18 protein-coding genes are annotated in these 17,904 nt (G+C 48.0%); 3 read left to right on the forward strand and 15 right to left on the reverse strand.

Annotated elements, in window-relative coordinates; genetic code table 11:
• Positions 1–50 precede the first annotated feature (50 nt).
• From QMG91_RS10715 to QMG91_RS10725, 3 genes are read right to left on the reverse strand one after another with little or no spacing between them, the layout of a single operon-like run.
• Entirely contained in the window at positions 51–1,199 is a 1,149-nt protein-coding gene (locus QMG91_RS10715; RefSeq protein ID WP_022550343.1) for a CaiB/BaiF CoA transferase family protein, read from the reverse strand.
• Positions 1,196–2,323 carry an extracellular solute-binding protein gene (locus QMG91_RS10720; protein WP_281826377.1) on the reverse strand — a complete coding sequence of 376 codons (1,128 nt, stop codon included), beginning with the start codon at positions 2,321–2,323 and terminating at the stop codon, positions 1,196–1,198. The genes QMG91_RS10715 and QMG91_RS10720 overlap by 4 nt, the downstream gene beginning before the upstream one ends.
• Positions 2,320–2,865 (reverse strand): MaoC family dehydratase, encoded by a 546-nt coding sequence (locus QMG91_RS10725; RefSeq protein ID WP_004398871.1) that lies wholly within the window; start codon positions 2,863–2,865, stop codon positions 2,320–2,322. Before QMG91_RS10725 ends, QMG91_RS10720 begins: the two co-directional genes overlap by 4 nt.
• 134 nt (positions 2,866–2,999) lie before the next feature.
• Here QMG91_RS10725 and QMG91_RS10730 point away from each other — a divergent pair, with 134 nt between their 5' ends.
• Complete coding sequence (locus tag QMG91_RS10730; RefSeq protein WP_004398868.1) at positions 3,000–3,446, forward strand: MaoC family dehydratase; 447 nt, start codon at positions 3,000–3,002, stop codon at positions 3,444–3,446.
• Positions 3,447–3,485: 39 nt separating this feature from the next.
• Positions 3,486–4,535, forward strand: coding sequence for a Gfo/Idh/MocA family protein (locus QMG91_RS10735; RefSeq protein WP_281826380.1), 1,050 nt, complete (start codon positions 3,486–3,488; stop codon positions 4,533–4,535).
• 81 nt (positions 4,536–4,616) lie between these two features.
• Here QMG91_RS10735 and QMG91_RS10740 read toward each other — a convergent pair whose 3' ends face one another.
• The 7 genes from QMG91_RS10740 to QMG91_RS10770 are packed head-to-tail and all read right to left on the reverse strand — an operon-like array spanning position 4,617 to position 12,502.
• On the reverse strand, positions 4,617–5,801 hold the full coding sequence (locus tag QMG91_RS10740) for an acetyl-CoA C-acetyltransferase (protein ID WP_281826382.1): 1,185 nt from the start codon (positions 5,799–5,801) through the stop codon (positions 4,617–4,619).
• Positions 5,802–5,810: 9 nt separating this feature from the next.
• Positions 5,811–7,235: an aldehyde dehydrogenase family protein gene (locus QMG91_RS10745; RefSeq protein WP_206536127.1), complete on the reverse strand. Its 1,425-nt coding sequence runs from the start codon at positions 7,233–7,235 to the stop codon at positions 5,811–5,813.
• A gap of 32 nt (positions 7,236–7,267) precedes the next feature.
• Complete coding sequence (locus QMG91_RS10750) at positions 7,268–8,476, reverse strand: MFS transporter (RefSeq protein ID WP_281826386.1); 1,209 nt, start codon at positions 8,474–8,476, stop codon at positions 7,268–7,270.
• Entirely contained in the window at positions 8,477–8,926 is a 450-nt protein-coding gene (locus QMG91_RS10755; protein WP_281826388.1) for a MaoC family dehydratase, read from the reverse strand.
• Positions 8,927–8,961: 35 nt separating this feature from the next.
• Entirely contained in the window at positions 8,962–9,414 is a 453-nt protein-coding gene (locus QMG91_RS10760; RefSeq protein ID WP_281826390.1) for a Zn-ribbon domain-containing OB-fold protein, read from the reverse strand.
• Positions 9,411–10,565, reverse strand: a complete 1,155-nt coding sequence (locus tag QMG91_RS10765; protein WP_281826392.1) for a thiolase family protein — start codon at positions 10,563–10,565, stop codon at positions 9,411–9,413. The genes QMG91_RS10760 and QMG91_RS10765 overlap by 4 nt, the downstream gene beginning before the upstream one ends.
• Positions 10,562–12,502, reverse strand: a complete 1,941-nt coding sequence (locus QMG91_RS10770) for an acetoacetate--CoA ligase (RefSeq protein ID WP_281826394.1) — start codon at positions 12,500–12,502, stop codon at positions 10,562–10,564. The genes QMG91_RS10765 and QMG91_RS10770 overlap by 4 nt, the downstream gene beginning before the upstream one ends.
• 328 nt (positions 12,503–12,830) lie before the next feature.
• Between QMG91_RS10770 and QMG91_RS10775 the strand changes: the two genes are divergently transcribed.
• Positions 12,831–13,433 (forward strand): TetR/AcrR family transcriptional regulator, encoded by a 603-nt coding sequence (locus QMG91_RS10775; protein WP_409351262.1) that lies wholly within the window; start codon positions 12,831–12,833, stop codon positions 13,431–13,433.
• A 101-nt stretch (positions 13,434–13,534) separates the two neighbouring features.
• On the opposite strand, the gene yidD is transcribed toward QMG91_RS10775, so the two are convergent.
• The 5 genes from yidD to QMG91_RS10795 all read right to left on the reverse strand — a co-directional run bounded on the left by yidD (position 13,535) and on the right by QMG91_RS10795 (position 17,866).
• A complete protein-coding gene (yidD, locus tag QMG91_RS28980) occupies positions 13,535–13,867 on the reverse strand; it encodes a membrane protein insertion efficiency factor YidD (protein WP_409351238.1) in 333 nt (110 codons plus the stop codon).
• Positions 13,864–14,400, reverse strand: coding sequence for a GNAT family N-acetyltransferase (locus QMG91_RS10780; RefSeq protein WP_281826398.1), 537 nt, complete (start codon positions 14,398–14,400; stop codon positions 13,864–13,866). Before QMG91_RS10780 ends, yidD begins: the two co-directional genes overlap by 4 nt.
• A 70-nt stretch (positions 14,401–14,470) precedes the next feature.
• Positions 14,471–16,210 (reverse strand): ABC-F family ATP-binding cassette domain-containing protein, encoded by a 1,740-nt coding sequence (locus QMG91_RS10785; RefSeq protein ID WP_281826400.1) that lies wholly within the window; start codon positions 16,208–16,210, stop codon positions 14,471–14,473.
• Positions 16,211–16,586: 376 nt separating this feature from the next.
• On the reverse strand, positions 16,587–16,874 hold the full coding sequence (locus QMG91_RS10790) for a PAAR domain-containing protein (protein ID WP_004401251.1): 288 nt from the start codon (positions 16,872–16,874) through the stop codon (positions 16,587–16,589).
• A 215-nt stretch (positions 16,875–17,089) separates the two neighbouring features.
• Entirely contained in the window at positions 17,090–17,866 is a 777-nt protein-coding gene (locus QMG91_RS10795) for an IclR family transcriptional regulator (RefSeq protein ID WP_004401250.1), read from the reverse strand.
• Positions 17,867–17,904 lie beyond the last annotated feature (38 nt).

The following is a 17,904-nucleotide window of genomic DNA, read 5'->3' on the forward strand; positions in this document are numbered from 1 at the left end:
TCCCAGAGGCGAGAATGTTCGGCTGTGTGTTTAAGGGTTTATTCAAGTGTTCACTTAAGTAAAAACTCCTTAATGATTGATTCCGTATGCTGGCCTAAAGAAGGTGCAGCAACGCTACTGTTCATAACGTGACCATCAAACCGAATCGGTAAGCGGGTCGTCATCAATTCTTCTACTTCTTCATGGTCGAGCTTTTGCAGCATATCCAGATGCTTAAACGCATCGCTTTCCAATAGCTCGTCCCAGTTCAATACTTCGGATGCCCACACGTCGTGCTTGGCGAAAATCGACATCCAGTGTTCTGTGTTTTGTTCTAACAGCTTGAGCTGGATCAGCGCCTTGATTTCGTCTCTCTTGCTAAACCACAAACTGCTGTCCGTAAAGCTGGCAATGAGTTCGTCTTCCATCAGTTTGCCTAGCCTGTCGACTGGTCCCATGGCAATCGCTATATAGCTGTCTTTGGTTTCGTAGATGCCATAGGGAGCCGATAAATACGCATGAGCGTTGTTCACTTTTGCGCGATCCGGATCGCGCTTACCGTCATTCAAATAAGTGGTCAGTACTTCAAACTGGAAATCCACCAGCACTTCCAGCAAACTGGTTTCGACCTTCCCACCTTCGCCCGTTTCGTTACTTCTCACCAGTGCCGCTAACACCCCCTGCACCAGTGCATTGCCTGCAAGCATGTCGGCAATCGCTAAGCCCATTGGCGTCGGTGGCATATCTTTGTTGCCACTCAGCCAGGTAACACCAGACAAAGATTGTGCTAGCAAATCCTGCCCCGGTCGGTTTACCCATGGTCCGGTAGTGCCATAACCAGATACAGACCCATATATAACTGTAGGATTAAATTGACGAATTGTTTCATAATCCAACCCAAGCCTTTCAATGACACCCGGTCTGAAGTTTTGCAAGACGATGTCGGCTTTTTTAAGCAGTTCCTTTACTACAGCGACGTCGTCAGGGTTCTTCAGATCCGCACAGAAGCTTTCTTTATTGCGATTGATGGCCTGAAATAAGGAATTCACACCACCTACATCGGTGTCGGTTAAATAGAGATGACGACAAAGGTCACCAGTGCCGGGGCGCTCGATTTTAATCACTCGCGCCCCTAAATCTGCGAGCTTTAACCCCGCCAATGGTCCTGCCAGAAACTGGCTGAAATCTACAATAATTTTGCCTTCTAAAGGGCGTGTCATCGCTTACTCCTTGCAAACGCCTGCTGGATGTTTTCTACCGTTTGCTCTGGTGACAATTTTCCTTGCAAGCAAGCGTTCACCCAGTCGCCTGCCTCCTCCTGAAACTTGAGATAACCGTTGTGTCTCGGTCTTAGATACGCGTTTTCCAGTGTTGCTAATGTGTCTTTGAAGAATTGATTAGAAGCGGCATTACAATGCTCATCCTGCCAGGCTTCCAAGTTGCCCGGTTGACCACCCGAATTAAAATAGAAGTCTTTCTGCATCTCAGCAGAAGCAATCCAGAAAGCGTATTTAAGCGCGATGTCTTTGTGCTGAGTGGTGGAAGAAATAGCGATACCTGTACCACCTAGGGTGGTGCCACCAATGGCGTGATTCCCAAATGCGGGCGCGTCACAGGAGCGAACTACGTGCTGGCGGAACCCTTCTCTTCCATAGTTGCTGTAACCATAGAGATAAGGGATATAGACCGCATCGTCGCGACTCGCCAACCACTCATAAGCGCCAATCGGGTTCATTGCAAAGCACCGTTCATCAACGTGCTTACTCATTCTGAGCAGTTGATTTAGCGCATCGACACCCGTTTCGGTATCAATACCGTCCGCTGATTTACCAAAAGGGGTGTTCCGGTTAGCCAATACGTTGTAAAAGCACATCAACGCATCAATAGGTTTGAGTGGGCAAACCACCTTACCCGCTTCTGCCAGCGCAACGACTTCTTCCCATTCCTTGGGTGGATTAGGAAGCAAGTCGGGACGATACGCTGCGACTGGCGTTGCAGCATCAATCGCCAGCGCCCATTGGTGTTTGTCGAAATAAGAAGGGTGAGACTGACCAACAGACTGCTTGGCAAGCTGCTCCAGTTCTTTGTCGTAGCCGTTACCATCCAGTGGAAGCAGCAAACCGCTTTCCGCCGCCGCTCCCGCATGGGGATGGTCGATCACCATAAGGTCAAATTCTGATGTCATCTCTTCCAGTGGTCGGTCTGCAAAAGCCTGAAGCGAGCGTTTGTGCCAGATGATTTCTACGTTTGGGTGCAATTGTGCAAATTTATTCGCTGTTGCCACCATTGGGTCATAGCCTCGGTTGTGATCCCAGGTCATGCCATGCAATGTCACCTTACTCACTCGCTTTCTCCTTTTACGCTGGCTTTGTCTTTGTAAAGCACCGTCATCAAATGCTCGCAATAAAGCACTAACTCGCCATCTCCTTTGTAAACGCTGTAGCTGACTCGGATCAGACCCATTTCGTCATACTTAGGTTCTTTAGCCAGATTTTTGCGAACGGTGTAGATGGTGTCGCCAATAAAGGTGGGTTTGATGAAACGAAGCTTGTCATAACCGTAAGAGAAAGAGTTCAGGCAGTTAGTTGCAACCAACCCTAACCCGTAAGAGAAAACTTGAGCACCGGCGACTAATCGCTTACCGAAATGCCCTTCTTCTTTGGCAAACGTGTCGTCTGCTACGTAGGGGTGAAGGTCCATTACCAGGCTATTAAATAACATGGCTTCCCCTTCTGAAATTGTTCGTCTTAACGAGCGAATGGTATGACCGACTTCAAAATCTTCGTAATACCAGTCTTCTGCGTTCCAAACGGGGATATCAGAGTGTTCTTCCGGCATCCCTTTTACGGGGCGTGATGCCACGCCTACCGTTGGTTTTCTATCCATGACAACCTCAGTCGAATTTCATATCCAAAACTAAATTTCAAAATCAACACTAGCAGTTGATTAAAAAATGATCAACAATAAATTTCAAATATAAATCTACATTGTGAATATGAAATTTATATAGGAAATCACATATGGAAAGAGTGAGATATTTTGAAGACTACATCATGGAAGAAACACGAGAGACGTTCGGCAGAACCATTACCGAAACCGACTTTGTGGTTCATGCTGGTCACACGGGTGATTTTTTCCCCCATCATTTAGACGAAGAGTTTTGCAAAACCAAGCCATGGAAGAAGCGTATCGCCCACGGCACCATGACCTTTGCCATCGGTATTGGCTTAACTGCAACCGAGATCAACCCCGTTGCCTTTACTTACGGTTACGAGAGATTGCGTTTCCCGGCACCCGTTTATATTGGCGATACCATTCGAAGCCGAATCCGGATTTCTAAAAAAATTGAAGATCCAAAGCGTGCAGGTTTTGGTCAGGTCACAGAAACCGTCGAAGTGCTGAATCAAGATGAGAAAGTGGTGCTTTTTTGTGAACACATTCTCTTGGTAGAAATGCGCAATAGCTAAGGTCTGTATAAATTTATATCTCAGGAAGAGGAATTGAAAATGGAACTGCAACAATCTTGGCCTTTACCCTCCAACCCCAAACCCATCGTCATTATTGGCGCGGGTGGGATCGTACACGATGCCCACATGCCAGCGTACCGAAAAGCTGGGTTTCAGGTTCAGGGGATATTTGATATTGATACCGACCGAGCCAAAAAAGTCGCCGAAGACTGGGGAATAGAGACGGTTTATCCTGATTTAGACAGTGCGACAGCCTTTACTGATGTGGTCTACGACCTGCCACTTCCTCCTGTTGCGGTTCCGAACGTATTAGAAGCATTGCCAGACGGCGTACCTGTTTTAATTCAGAAGCCTCTTGGGCTGGATTTAGAGCAGGCAAAAGTGATTCGCGAGATATGCGAGCGTAAATCCCTAGTTGCCGCCGTTAACTTTCAGCTTCGCTACTCTTCCATGATGCTGACAATGCAAGATGCCATTCAAAGTGGAAAGTTAGGTGAGCTGACCGACATTGAAGTTCATCTGAACATTCTTACCCCCTGGGAAATGTTCCCGTTTTTACTCCAAATGGAGCGAATAGAACTTCTGGTTCACTCCATTCACTATATTGACCTGATTCGTTCCGTAGCTGGCAACCCTAAATCCGTTTATTGCCGAACCATGGCAGACCCGCGTTCTGAGGACTTCAAGCAGACCCGAACCAGTGCAATTCTGGATTATGACTATCCACTTCGTTGCCTGATGTCGATTAACCATAACCACAACTATGGTCGAAGAGCGCAGGATGCCACCTTCCGCTTCGAGGGTACAGAAGGCTGTATCACCGTAAAAATGGGTGTGGCGTTGAATTACCCCCATGGTGAACCGGATGAGTTCTGGTTTTGCGAACATGGGAAGGAATGGCAATCTATTCCATTACAAGGAAGCTGGTTCCCAGACGCCTTTATAGGCACCATGAGCAACATTCAGCGATTTGTCGCTGGTGAAGATGAAATTCTGAATACCGCCGTCGCCGATGCATTCCAGACAATGGCAGTAGTAGAAGCGTGTTTTGAAAGCAGCGCAGCGAAAGGGACAGATATTCCCTACTAGAATACGTTTTTCTCTTTCATCTGAGTACGCAAAAGCCGAGTAATGTTGAATCTACTCGGCTTTTTGGTTTGGGATACTCACTCAATCCACCAGCTCAAGACAAATCGCTACGCCTTGTCCGCCGCCAATGCACATGGATGCCAAGCCTCGTTTTGCGTTTGCTCTTATCATTTGATGAATCAGAGACACTACAATGCGGCATCCCGATGCTGCTAAGGGGTGACCAAGCGCAATGGCACCCCCATTGGGGTTCACTTTTTCTGGATTCAGAGACAAGTCTCGTATTACCGCTATGGATTGAGCAGCAAAGGCTTCATTCAGTTCAACCACATCTAACTGGTCTATGGTCCACCCCGCTTTTGCTAACGCTTGTTTCGATGCCAGTACAGGTCCCAATCCCATGTCTATGGGGTCCAATGCCGCGGATGCGTAAGAGACGATTCGAACCATAGGTTTGAGACCAGCAGATGCCAGTGCATTTCCTCGCCCGACTAACACGGAAGCTGCGCCATCATTGATACCTGAAGCATTTCCAGCGGTAATAGTCCCTTGCCCGACAAATGCAGGGGGCATTTCTGACAGCTTCTTGAGGGATGACTGAGGGCGCGGTTGTTCATCATGGGAAACAATAGTGTCACTTTTGTTTGCCTTCACCTTAATGGGAATAATCTCTTGTTCAAAAAGACAAGATTCCATCGCTCTTTTGGTTTTTAGTTGCGAGTTCAGAGCAAACTCATCCTGCATTTCTCTGGATATGTCATAACGACTGGCAATGGGTTCGACGGTTTCCCCCAAGTGTATGTTGTAGAACTTATCCCAAAGCCCATCGGTGATCATGCTGTCTTTCATTACTTGATCGCCTAGCTTTTTGGGTGCGCGGGCATGCAACACGTGCGGGGCTTGTGTCATAGAATCTTGCCCACCCGCCAGAACCAAATCTACGTCGCCTGCTTTGATAGCCTGCGCCGCCAGATGAATCGACTTCTGCCCTGCGCCACAAACCATGTTGACCGTCATTGCGGGGATACGGCTTGGCAAACCCGCCCAAACCGCAGACTGCCGAGCGGGGTTCTGACCTGCACCTCCGGTCAGAACCTGCCCAATGATGACTTCATCGATCAGCTCGTGGTCAAAGTCATGCTCTGCCAGCATTCCCTTTATGACCTGCGAACCGATTTCTGCAGCGGATAAGCTTGCGAACACGCCATTTAACTTTCCAATGGGAGATCGCTTTGCTGCGGCAATGTATATGTCGTTGTCCTTCATAAACAGACCTTAGACGTAACCCGCCGTCGATTTAACTTCAAGATAGTCTTCCAGCCCCCACTCACCGTGCTCGCGACCATTTCCGGATTGCTTGTAGCCGCCAAACGGCGCATTCGCATCCCAGTCTGCACCATTAATCCAGATAGACCCGACTCTGAGTTTCCGGGCAATTTGTCGGGCTTTTTCCATGTCTAGGCATTGTATGTATGCAGAAAGACCGTAAACAGTATCGTTAGCAATCTCAATGGCTTCGCTTTCCGTTTTATAACCAATCAACGCAATGACGGGTCCAAAAATCTCTTCCTGAGCAATGGTCATTGAATTATCAACATCGGCAAATACAGTAGGTTTAACAAAGTAGCCTTTTGAAAGACCATCTGGTCGACCTAAGCCACCAGTCACTAAAGTGGCTCCTTCTTCGATGCCAGCTTTGATTAAGGACTGAATTCGCTCGAACTGGATTTCATTAACAACCGGACCTAGCGATACATCTTTCATCGGGTCGCCTACACTGTGAGCATCGGCAGCTTCTTTGGCGAAGCGTTTAGCGTCTTCCATTTTTTCTTCTGGAATCAGCATTCTTGCTGGTGAACGACAAGCCTGACCGCAATTGACATAGCAAGCCGTTACCCCATCTTTTACTGCCTTTTCCAAATCCGCATCTCGCATGATCAAGTTGGCTGATTTCCCGCCTAACTCCTGCGCTACCCTTTTGACTGTTGATGCGGCGGATTTTGCTACCGCAATCCCTGCTCGGGTTGAACCCGTGACCGAAACCATGTCGACATCAGGATGACGAGACAGTGCTCCGCCAGCACTGTCCCCAGCGCCGGTAATATGATTGTACACACCTGCGGGGTATCCCGCCTGATGAACCAGCTCAGCAAATTTGATGGAGGATAACGGAGAAAACTCAGATGGCTTCGCCACCATGGTGCATCCTGCTGCCAGAGCTGGTGCGGCTTTCACGACCAGTTGATTCATTGGCCAGTTCCAAGGCGTGATCAGAGCGCATACACCAATGGGTTCTTTTGAAATTAATGTGTTTCCGCGAACCTCCTCAAACACTTCTTTCTCTAGTGCCGCAATAGTAGCTTCTAGATGCGCTGTGCCCACCCACGCCTGAGCCGCTTCTGAAAACGCTTTGGTAGTGCCCATTTCGAGTACCATTAAATGCGCTATTTCTTCGTATGCGTCGTTATAAAGAGACAATAATTGCTTCAGCAAAGCTAAGCGCTCTTCTTTGGAGGTCATTGAAAAGTCATCAAACGCTGCTTTTGCAGCGGCTACGGCTCGGTTAACGTCCGTTTCATTGGCCATAGGGATCTGACTGGTTACGGCTTCCGTCGCCGGATTAATCAGCGTATGAGTGTCGCTGGAATCGGGTGTGACCCACTGACCATTGATATAAAATTTTCCTATATTTTCCATCATGATTCCTTCCTTACAGGGCTTGTGAACCCCAATTATCCTTTACCAGCGGCCAGCCTGACTGAATCCGGATGCTGACGTAATTTCAACATTGCCCACGTTCCCACAAAGGGACCGGGTACTAAGATTAGAAATGTCCACTGCCAACTGCCTAGCCACTGGGCAACTTGTGGCGTTATCCAGATAGCAAAAATCGTAATCGCAAAACCAATGCCCATTTGCAAAGCCAGCGATGACCCCACCAGCGACGAATCAGACAGCTCCGTTACCGCTGCTGAAAACTGAGCGCTGTCGGCCACAACCGTGAAGCCCCAGACCATAGCAACAAGGGTAAATACCCAAACAGGACCATCGAAATAAAACCCCACTAAAAGTGCCGCGCTCCCAGAGCAAATCATCATTATCGACGTGGCGTAACAACGACCGATTTTGTCGGCAAGCCAACCACAGAAAACACACCCCGGAGCGCCCAGTGCCACCACAGAAAAAGTCAGAAATGCAGCATTGCTCACTTCTAAACCATTCGATTGCGCTGCAGTGATGTAAGCCAGAAGCCAACCCCACATGGCGTAGAGTTCCCACATGTGCCCGAAATAACCAAAGTTGGCGAGCATGACAGGTCGATTCTTAACAACCTGACCAAGTTGCCTCGGGTTAAACTTTGTCTTAGCAAAAGAGTGAGGTCCTTCACTGAGCAAAAATCCGAAAATGATGGCTGCAATAAAGCTGCACGCCGAGCTGCCGATGATCACCAGCCGCCAGTCGATATTGGCGGTGTCTCCTCGAAACAAAAATGGCAGAGCGGACCCTAAGGTTAATGCCCCCACCATTGCGCCCATTGCCAATCCACGCCCTTTAACAAACCACGTAGCAATAAACTTCATCGCGGGTGGATAAATGAAAGCCAGAGAGACGCCCGTGATAAAACGAAGCAACATGGCGAGACCACCCGTTGGTTCGGTTAAAAGCAGTGCGTTGGATAACGCGGCTACCAGGCTCGCGGTTGCCATCAATCTGGTCAGTTTCAAAACATCCGAAATGGACATCAGGCTCGATGTCAGAGCGCCGGCGACAAACCCGACCTGGACAGCATTGGTTAACCAGGATGATTGCTCTGTGGTGAGTTCAAATACAACAATCAGCTCTGGGAGAATGGCAGTTGCCGAAAACCACGTAGTTAACGACAAAATCACGGCTGCCGCCGCTAAACTCAATGCTTTCCAATGTTCGGGGATCACGCTCATTTACAATCCTTCTAGCGCCACCGTAAACGTGGTTGCACTGCCCTCGACACACACATCCCCTTCACTGTCCGAAATGGTGGCTTTCAGTTGGCAAATGGGTTTGTCATCTCTCACAGACTCAACCACTACAGTCGCAGTTATTGTTTCGTTCACGCCAACTGCTTTCAGAAATTTAAGGTCCGTATGCAAAAACACGGTTCCTGGACCGGGCAAATCCTGCGCAACAGCGGCATTTAACATGCCTGTTGTTACCCCACCCTGCACAATCAATTTTCCAAAAGGCGTTTTTTTGGCAAGTTCTTCATCAAAGTGGACCGGGTTTCTGTCCCCTGTCATTCCCGTAAACGCTTCAATATCTTCCCGCCTGGTGGTTCGCTTCCTAGAAGCCGTCTGCCCCACTTCAGGTTTGCCTTTGATAACCCCTTTCCAACCATATTCATGCGTACTCATAACTCAGTTCCTTTGTTAGGGTCTGATGACCCTAGTTAAACCTGCTCGAAGCAGGGCAAAATCCGACCACCCAAGTTCGTAGGTGCAAACTTGAAGCTGTCCCCGATTTGCATGTCCTTTTTTGTCTTAAACAGATGACTTAACAAAGTTGGTCCTTCATCCAGTTCAATCAAACCAACATAGTAGGGTGTTATGTCTATCCATCCGGGATGCCCCGGTTTGTTTACCTGAGAGTAACTTTTTAATGTTCCTCCTCCTGTCACCCGCTGCCACTGCAAGTCTTCTCCCCAGCAGAACGGGCATTGTGAACGCGGATAAAAAATGTGCTTATGACAGGATTGGCACTGCTGTATTTCCAGTTCGTCTTCAGATACAGCCCGCCAGAAAGGTTGTGTCAGCGCGGTTATCGTTGGTCCCGGAACTTGCAGATGCTCTAAAATTTGCGAGCGTTCTAAAGTTTGCAAATGCTCTAAATGATCCTTATTCATTGCTCCGCTCCTAAAACCAAAGCCACAGCCTCGCTCATGGTGGCGCCATTTCCTGTAACTAATGAAGTACGACAAGACGGCATTTGACGGGCCTCTGCCGTACCCCGAATTTGGTGAACCGCTTCCACCACATGCGTCATGCCACCAGCCAGATCCGGCTGCCCGTAACCCAGCTGACCGCCATGTGTGTTAATCGGCTGTTTGGCTTCAACACCCATTCCGCCGTTATTCGACAGCCACTGCCCAAACTCGCCGGGAGCGCACAATCCTGCGTCCTCTATCGTGGTGGCGACCATGATGGTGTAACAGTCATAAAGCGAGAGAAAATCGATATTTTTAACGGACAATCCCGACTGTTTTAATGCACGTTGAATGGCAGGTTTAAGAGGACCTGACGTGAGATTTGGTGCCTGACTGACAGCACGATGGGTGACTTTTTCCCCAGCCCCCAGAAGATAAACCGGAGAATGATTCGTCTTTTGAAAATGGCGGCTGGAAGTCACAATAACCGCCTCAGCCCCTGCCACGGGCATCACTATTTCAAATAAGTGGAGAGGTGACGCGATAATTGGCGACGCCAGTACATCATCAACACTTGCTGGCTTTCCGTAAAAAATGGCATTGGGATTAAGTTGTGCGTTTTGCCGCGAACCTGCTGCTATTTGAGCGTAGTCTTTAGCACTGCACCCATATTTATGCATGTGTGCCTGCATAAGCAGCGCGTATGAGATATTGGCACCGGAAGCGCCGAAAGGCACATCGAATTCCCTAATCGGATTCCGGTTGGGCGAACGGCTGGGTTCTGGATTGCGATGATTACCAATCACACACAATACGGTTTCGCACATCCCGGCCTGAATCGCAGCCACGGCACGCCAGATCATTCCCGCTCCGGATGCACCACCAAGGTCGACAACGTTCGCCATTGTCGGCTGAAGCCCCATGTACTCGGCGATAGTCGCTGGCACATGCTGGGGGGTTTCGCCTACTTGCGGGCAAACCAGTAACCCATCGATATCAGAAGGAGACAAGCCTGCGTCTTTTGCGGCGTAACTTGAAACCCGCATCAGCAATTCCAGCGTTGTGACACCCTCGGTCTGCCTTTGAGGTTTCAGAGAAGCAACACCTGTTATCCCAATCGCGTTATTCACCAGGCATTCTCCCGAGTCAGTTGTCTGTACTCTTCAAGGCATGCCTGATTGGCGATCGACCCGATATTTTTAACCACGCCACCCGCCACTACCGTTCTTGCAGCACCTTCCACACGTTTTCCATTCACGGTATAAGGAACATCAGAAACGATGTGTACTCTCGCGGGCACATGTCGTGGAGAAGCGCTCTGTCTGATCTGATTGCGTATTTCAGCCACCAGTGTTTTTGATATGCCTTCCCCGGGCGCAGGCTTTAAGCAGAGTACGACGTCTTCGTCGCCATCATGCTGATGACCGAAGGCAAGGTAATCGTCCACTTCTTTATATTGTTCGCAGACAGCGTAAATTTCAGAAATGCCAATTCGGACACCACCGGGTTTGAGCGTATTGTCTGACCGACCATGGACGTATCCGCCACCTGAATAGGTGAATTCAACCACATCACCATGAGTCCACACCTCGTTTCGATCGCCAAAGTACGTATCGTGGTATCGCTTATCACCATCTTCTCCCCAGAACGTAAGTGGCATTGAGGGAAAAGGTTCAGTGCAGACCAACTCGCCACGCTCTCCAATAACCGGAATATCCCGATCATCTAAAGCCGCTATGGAATGGCCCAGTGCTTTGACCATGAGTTGCCCCCGGTAAACGGGATGAACCGGTGACCCAATTAAGAAGCAACCTAAAATCTCCGTCCCACCAGAAATGGAGGCAAACATCATGTCTTCTTTTATGGCCTGATACACCCAGTCAAACTGGTGAGGCAGTGTCGGCGCACCACAAACCATAAGTGATTTCAGGCTTGAAAGTGCGTAGTGCTGATTTGGAAGAAACGCTTCTGCCGCTAAAGTCGCGAGATACTTAGGGCTTACGCCTAAGTGTGTCAAACCAAGATCAGAGGCTAAATTCCAAAGTGGTGTGGAATCTAAACCGTCGGGAGTTTTCAGAATGGGTGCGCCGTCATATAGAACAATAGCGGCTCCAGCAGCGAGCGCCGACAGGTTCCAGTGATACATCATCCAGGCGGTGTTGCTGTACCACATTACCCGATCATTACGTTGAACATCGCCATGCAAAACATGCTCTTTCAAATGCTGCAACAATACCCCACCAACCCGATGAACAATGGCCTTTGGCGCACCGGTTGTTCCAGAGGTATAAAGCACATAGATGGGGTGGTCAAAAGAAGTACGGTTGTATGCCAACGGCTCTTGATGACCATAATCGTTTTGACGAATCGCACGATCACTGACTAATTCACCTTCACCACTTTGCACAATGGTTTGAATACTCGGAATACCGTCTACGACCTGATTAATGCGCTCAGAAATATCAAACGATTTGCCGCCATACTGATAATGCGGTTCAACGAATAATACTTTGGGTTCTACCTGACCGATTCGGTCAATAATTGCAGACTGACCAAAATCTGGTGAACAGGAAGTCCATACTGCCCCAATGCTCACAGTACTCAATAATGCAACCAAGGCATCCACGTTGTTTGGTTGAACCCCTGCCACCCTATCGCCCTGCTGAACTCCAGACTGACGCAAACCATCGGCGACTTTCGCCACTCTCATCCTGAGATCTTTTCGCGTAAACTGCGCTTGTTGACCAGATTCATTAGCGGTAAATACCACCACTTCGTCGTCAGACCCTTTGAGCATGTTCTCCGCTAAATTCAGCAGTGCATCTGGGAAGAAACGAGCCCCCGTCATTCTTGCTGTGGTGCTGGGAACATAGAAAGTTTCTCCTTTATCGCCCACAACGTCACAGAAATCCCAGACCGACGACCAGAAGCCACCAAGGTCACTCACCGACCAGCGGTGCAGCGCATCGTAATCATTCGGGTCGAAACCGTTCCTCTCAGCAAACTGACTCAGCCTCGACTGGCGAATTCGTTCCGCAGATGGCTTCCAAAGTATTTCTTTGTTCATGATTGACTGTCCCTAGCTCTTTCCTCAGCTCTTGCTCCATGCGATCTTGTAGTCAAAATCTGTTAAACCGATTGTGTTTTCGATAAAGTGCTACTGCGTAGCTCAACACCGCATAATTTCATATTTCTGTACCGTTCGGTCTGTACACATTTAAGGTTCTAAATTAACAAATTGTCAACATTTATTTTTCAAAATGAGCACGTGAACATTGCTTTTTGACAGCATATTGATTAGTTTTTATAGCACCTTTGATTACAAATGAAGTTTCGATATAGGCATCAAAAAAACAAAGAAATGTACCGAACAGTCCAATAAAAGGAATGAGATTCTGAAAGATACAAAACAGGCAGCAAGAATCCGACAAATTGCTGCAACACTATTTGCGGAAAAAGGGTTCAATGGCGTGGGTGTGGCAGAGCTTGGTGAAGCGACCGGGCTTGGGCGCGGTGCGCTTTATCACCACATTGATACCAAGGAAAACCTGCTGTATGACATTTCCTCACGCTATATCGTTGAACTGGTTGAGGCGGGGAGAGAGATCACTGCGAATCAGATTGATCCGGCAGAGCGCGTTAAAAGCCTGAGTCGTCACTTGATGCACGTTATTAGCATGCACCTAGCGGAAATGACGGTCTGTTTCAGGGAAATTCACTCTTTAACCGGAGAGCGATACCAATCGGTCGCAAACCTGCACGCCGAATACCAACAGATTTGGGAAGATGCTTTTGCAGCAGGAGCGGCTCAGGGGCAATTCCGGAAAATCGACAAGACCGCCGTTAAAGGTCTGTTAGGGATGTTTTTCTACAGCTTCCTGTGGCTTAAGCCCGGCGGACGCCAGTCGGAGGAGGAAATAGGCAATATATTCAGTGATTTGGTACTCAGAGCCATTGGTGCACAAGGGTATCTAGAGGAAAATCAATTCTTCGAATAAGAATACGCTGTTCTATGTGCTCAGAGTTCAAAAATGCATGAATATGACATGTATAGGGAGTTTGCTGCTTGGTGCTCAAAGCAGCATTCTCCTGAGTGTATTTACCAACAATCGCAGGAACAGTCAGAGCAGTCTTTTTTCAATGACAATGCGTCTACACAGCAACTTGCATTGTCACAAAATTGATCGTTTTCTTTTTTGTCTTTTTTCTTTTTCCTCTCTCGCTTCAAAGTATCGTTTGCGACTCTGCATGCGGAAAAACGCTGTGAAATTCTTGTTCTTGATGAAAGTACGCCGTGTTCCTGAATGATCTTTTTTACTGCTTCAGAACAGGAGTCCCCTTGGTGTAAACAGGCATGTGCGCATCGAAAACCTTTATATGGTGAGATAAAGCGTTGATAAAACCTAATCAGCAGAATCGCCATGTATTTCATTGAGTACCCTTTTCCCTTAGCTGTTTCCACTCTTCTTTTAGTATTCCGTATCTTAAGGAGTCGTAATATTTCCCGTTATAAAAGCGCACTTTGCGCAGTTGTCCTTCGAGCTTAAAACCAAGTTTTTCGGCGCATCGCATCATCGCTGGATTACCCGACCAAGTTGTCAGCCCCACTCTTTCTAGCTCTCGTGTGGTAAATATGTGTGAAACCCACTGAGTCAGTGCCTGATGTGCTATGCCGTGCCCCCATGCTTTGGAGTCGTAGATCACCACACCAGATTCTAACCAGCGGGTGTTTTCGTCTTCCCAATAGCAGCTAACTGTACCCACTGGTTTGCCATTCCATTCAATGACTTGAATGTCTTCACCTTTAAGAAGTCGCTGGAATGTCGTTGTTCGAAACACGTCTTCCGTTGGACGGGTGTAACCAAAGTAAGGACCGTTGTATTTTGTCCATTCCTCGTCTTTGGTGACCAAGTTATGCAGAGCCTGACATTCATCTGCAAACGCTTTTCTGATAATGACAGTCATAGAAATTACCTAAAAACAGAACTCAGGATAAAAAGAAGCTCCCCATTTGAGGAGCGTTCATTTTTATATCTTATAGGCTTAACTTACTATTAATTAAAGCAATTTCTTCTCGCCATTGTGACTGAAGCTTTGGTTTTTGATGCTTAGGCTTTCGAGCCAGATCGTCTTCAAGCAGCGTCTCCAGTTCAAAGAGCTTTTCCAGTAGTTGCTCTTCGTCCGTCTCATTACCCCCTTTAGACTCGACCGACGCTTCAACAACAGTTTCACGCCTATCTGAAACCAGTTCTGATTCAGCCAGTTTCTGATAAGCCAGATTCACGTCCAGAAACGACTCAAGTTTGCCGTCATCAACCAGCCAAAAGCGATTGCACGCCGTTTCGATCAACTGACGATCGTGGCTGACAACCAGTGCCCCACCTTCAAATTTTTGCAGAGTATCAAAGAGCTCTTCCTTGCCTTCTAAATCGAGGTGGTTGGTAGGCTCATCCAACATCAGTAAGTGGTAGTTTGCCAATGTCAGACCGATGAACAGCAAGCGCGAACGCTCACCGCCGCTCAACTCACCAACTTTTTGGTGATGCCGCTGAAATGGAAAACCTGCACTAATCAGCGAGCGTTTACGCGTTTCTTCTGGCAGGTTGCCATAGGGGTAAAGTGCATCCAGTAAGCTGGCATTCCCGTCCAGTTGTTCAAGGCTCTGGTCGTAATACCCGACACGTGCCCGGTTATGGATCGTAATGCCTTCTGACGAAAGCAAGTGTTCGTCACTATTAAGAAGATGGCACTGCCATAACATCCGCATTAGCGATGACTTCCCGCTACCGTTACGCCCTAGAATCGCGACCTTGTCACCACTTTTTACCTGCTGGTGCATTACGTCAAACAACGCAGCAAGTTCAGGCTGAGCCCTCACCTGAGTATTTTCCAACTCCAACAGGCGATTGGCTGGCATACTTTCTCCTGATAAGGAAAGTGTCCAGGGCGAACCTTGAGTCAGCTCAGTTTGCTGCTCGACTAACCGCTCCTTTCGCTTTTCCATGGTTTTGGCTTTACGGGCTAAGTCTTCGTTATCGTAAACTTTTCCCCATATCGCCAGCCGCTTGGCACTTTTTTCAATGCGATCAATTTCCTTCTGCTCGGCTTTATGGCGAGCCTCATCGGCGATGTCTTTCTCTGCTAATGCTGCTCTGGCTTTGCTGCAAGGCAAATCAAAACAATGCAGTGTTTTGTCTCGCATGATCCAAGTTGTGTTGGTTACGTTGTCCAGTAACGTCTGGTCGTGCGAAACCAACACAAAACTGCCTCGCCACTGCTTTAGGAACTGTTCAAGCCAGAGTAATGTCGGCAGATCCAAGTGGTTACTTGGCTCATCCAACAGCAGTAAGTCTGGCTCCTGAATTAACGCCCGAGCAAGCAACAACTTCATGTGTTGCCCTCCACTTAGGGAAGAGGCGGCTTGTTGCCATTGGCTTGGTACAAACCCAAACTCCGCCAGCATGGCTTCAACGCGCCATACTTCATCGGCGTTGGTGAGCTTTTCTGCCAATGCATCTAACAGGCTTGCGTGTTGAACATCTTGTGGCAGTGTTTGCTCCACGCTTGCCACCACACATCGTCTTGCTTGGGTAATGGTTCCGGTATGAGTGTCATTTTTGCCACTCAGTGCACTCAGTAAAGAGCTTTTGCCGCACCCATTATGCCCAATGAGCCCGATTTTGTTGCCTTGTTGAAGGGTGAAAGAAATAGCTTCAAACAGAGTGTTCGAAGGTTGTTCAATAGTAAGAGATTGTGCTGATAATAAAGTACTCATGAGTTTCTCAAGAATTGCAGGCACGAAGCCTTTGTCAAACTACGCTGACAACAATCCAGAAGCTCGAGAGAAGAGCACTCCAAATAGAAATGTATTTTGTCTTTCGCTCAAGCCAGGATTATCGCAGCACGATATCGCAATGTCTTGAGTGGTTCACTATAGCAAAGTGACGTGCGCTGAATGGGCGACACACTAACATAACTAAATCCTCCTTTTCTTTGTTACAGGCACAGTGCCTTGGTGATTCGGTAGCGTGATAATAGATATATCACCAGACAAAGAACAGCTTTGCGAAACGTCACGCATAAAAAAAGAGAGGTGGGTCACCTCTCTTTCGTAATCGATTGTCACTGATTTACATCCTTTTCGCTTAGGATCAGCCAATCAGTACCGTTGGATTTCCTGCGACGATTTTGCCACCATGGTCGGTGCCATCTCCCATTCTTGCAGCAGGTTTACCGTTGATAAAAACAGAGCCAGAGCCTTGTTTGATGGTATCTGGAGGACCGATACACACTAAGGTATCGCCTTTTCTTGCAGCAGGTAAACCGCCAATCAGAACATTCCCAGAACCGCTGACCACGGGTCCCCCTACATGAGGAACTTTAGCTGTAACCTTAGGGCAGACATGCATTGATGTAACGGTGGCAGCAGGTTTTCCCATCACCAACTCCTAACATTTATATAAAATTGATTTAATAACCTAGAACACCAGGTGGTTTATATCAATGCCAGGAATTAGTGGTATGGACAGTCATTCGGTAAAGTTGCAGCTCAATCACACTTTGTCGATTTAATAACCAAAAATGTACAGGCAAACTTTTACTTTGCTTCAGTATACAATCCCAAAGAAATGAAAGAACAAGTTAATTTAGAAGCTTAGTGATGCAGATTGCCACCCAACTGGTCGCTTAAGTAATCCGCCGCCTCCTGCATTGCGTCACGACACATTTTGCGCTTGGCTCGGTTGTCGCCTTCCACACTCTCAATCATAGGAATAGTCAAACAGGCGATGGCTTGCCCAGAGTAATCCACAAGCGGGACAGAAATGTTGACCACACCTTTAATCACGTAGCTTTTGCGCTCTTCGTAGCCCTTCTTGCGAACTTTGGCTAACTCTTCACGAATCGCATTGGTCTCTTCATCAGTACCAGGAGGGTGAGCAACAATAAACTGGTCCAGCTCGGATTTAGGAGAGTGCGCCAATATTACCCGACCAGACGACGCTTTCCAGACATCAAGTTTTGCGCCCAGGCGAACACTCATCAAGTGATAACCTGGTGAATCTACCTGCCCAATCACGAGCACACTGCCCTCCGAGATGATCGCCAGATGCACAGATTGCTGTAACTTCTCCGACAATGCATTCATTACTGGCACGGCAAGTGAGGTCAGTCGTTTAATTTTTGGATATCGGTGCGACACTTCAAACAGCTTAGTTGTGAGTGCGTAACGGTCGGTGTGGGGATCAAGGGAAAGGTAGCCTCTGTCGCAGAGTACCACCAGCATTCGGAATATTTCCCCGACGCTGCGCCCTAGTTCTCGGGCGATTTCTACCTGCGATAAACCGGATGCGTGGTTAGATAAAACTTCTAGAATATCCAACCCCTTTTCCAAAGCGGGAGCTTGGTATTTTTTCTCTGCTTTCGTGTCCAAATGCTTTCCTTAATGAATGAACCAACAGGGCTACGCCC

It is taken from the genome of Vibrio nigripulchritudo, assembly GCF_027924785.1.
In the GTDB taxonomy this organism is placed as follows: Bacteria; Pseudomonadota; Gammaproteobacteria; order Enterobacterales; family Vibrionaceae; genus Vibrio; species Vibrio nigripulchritudo.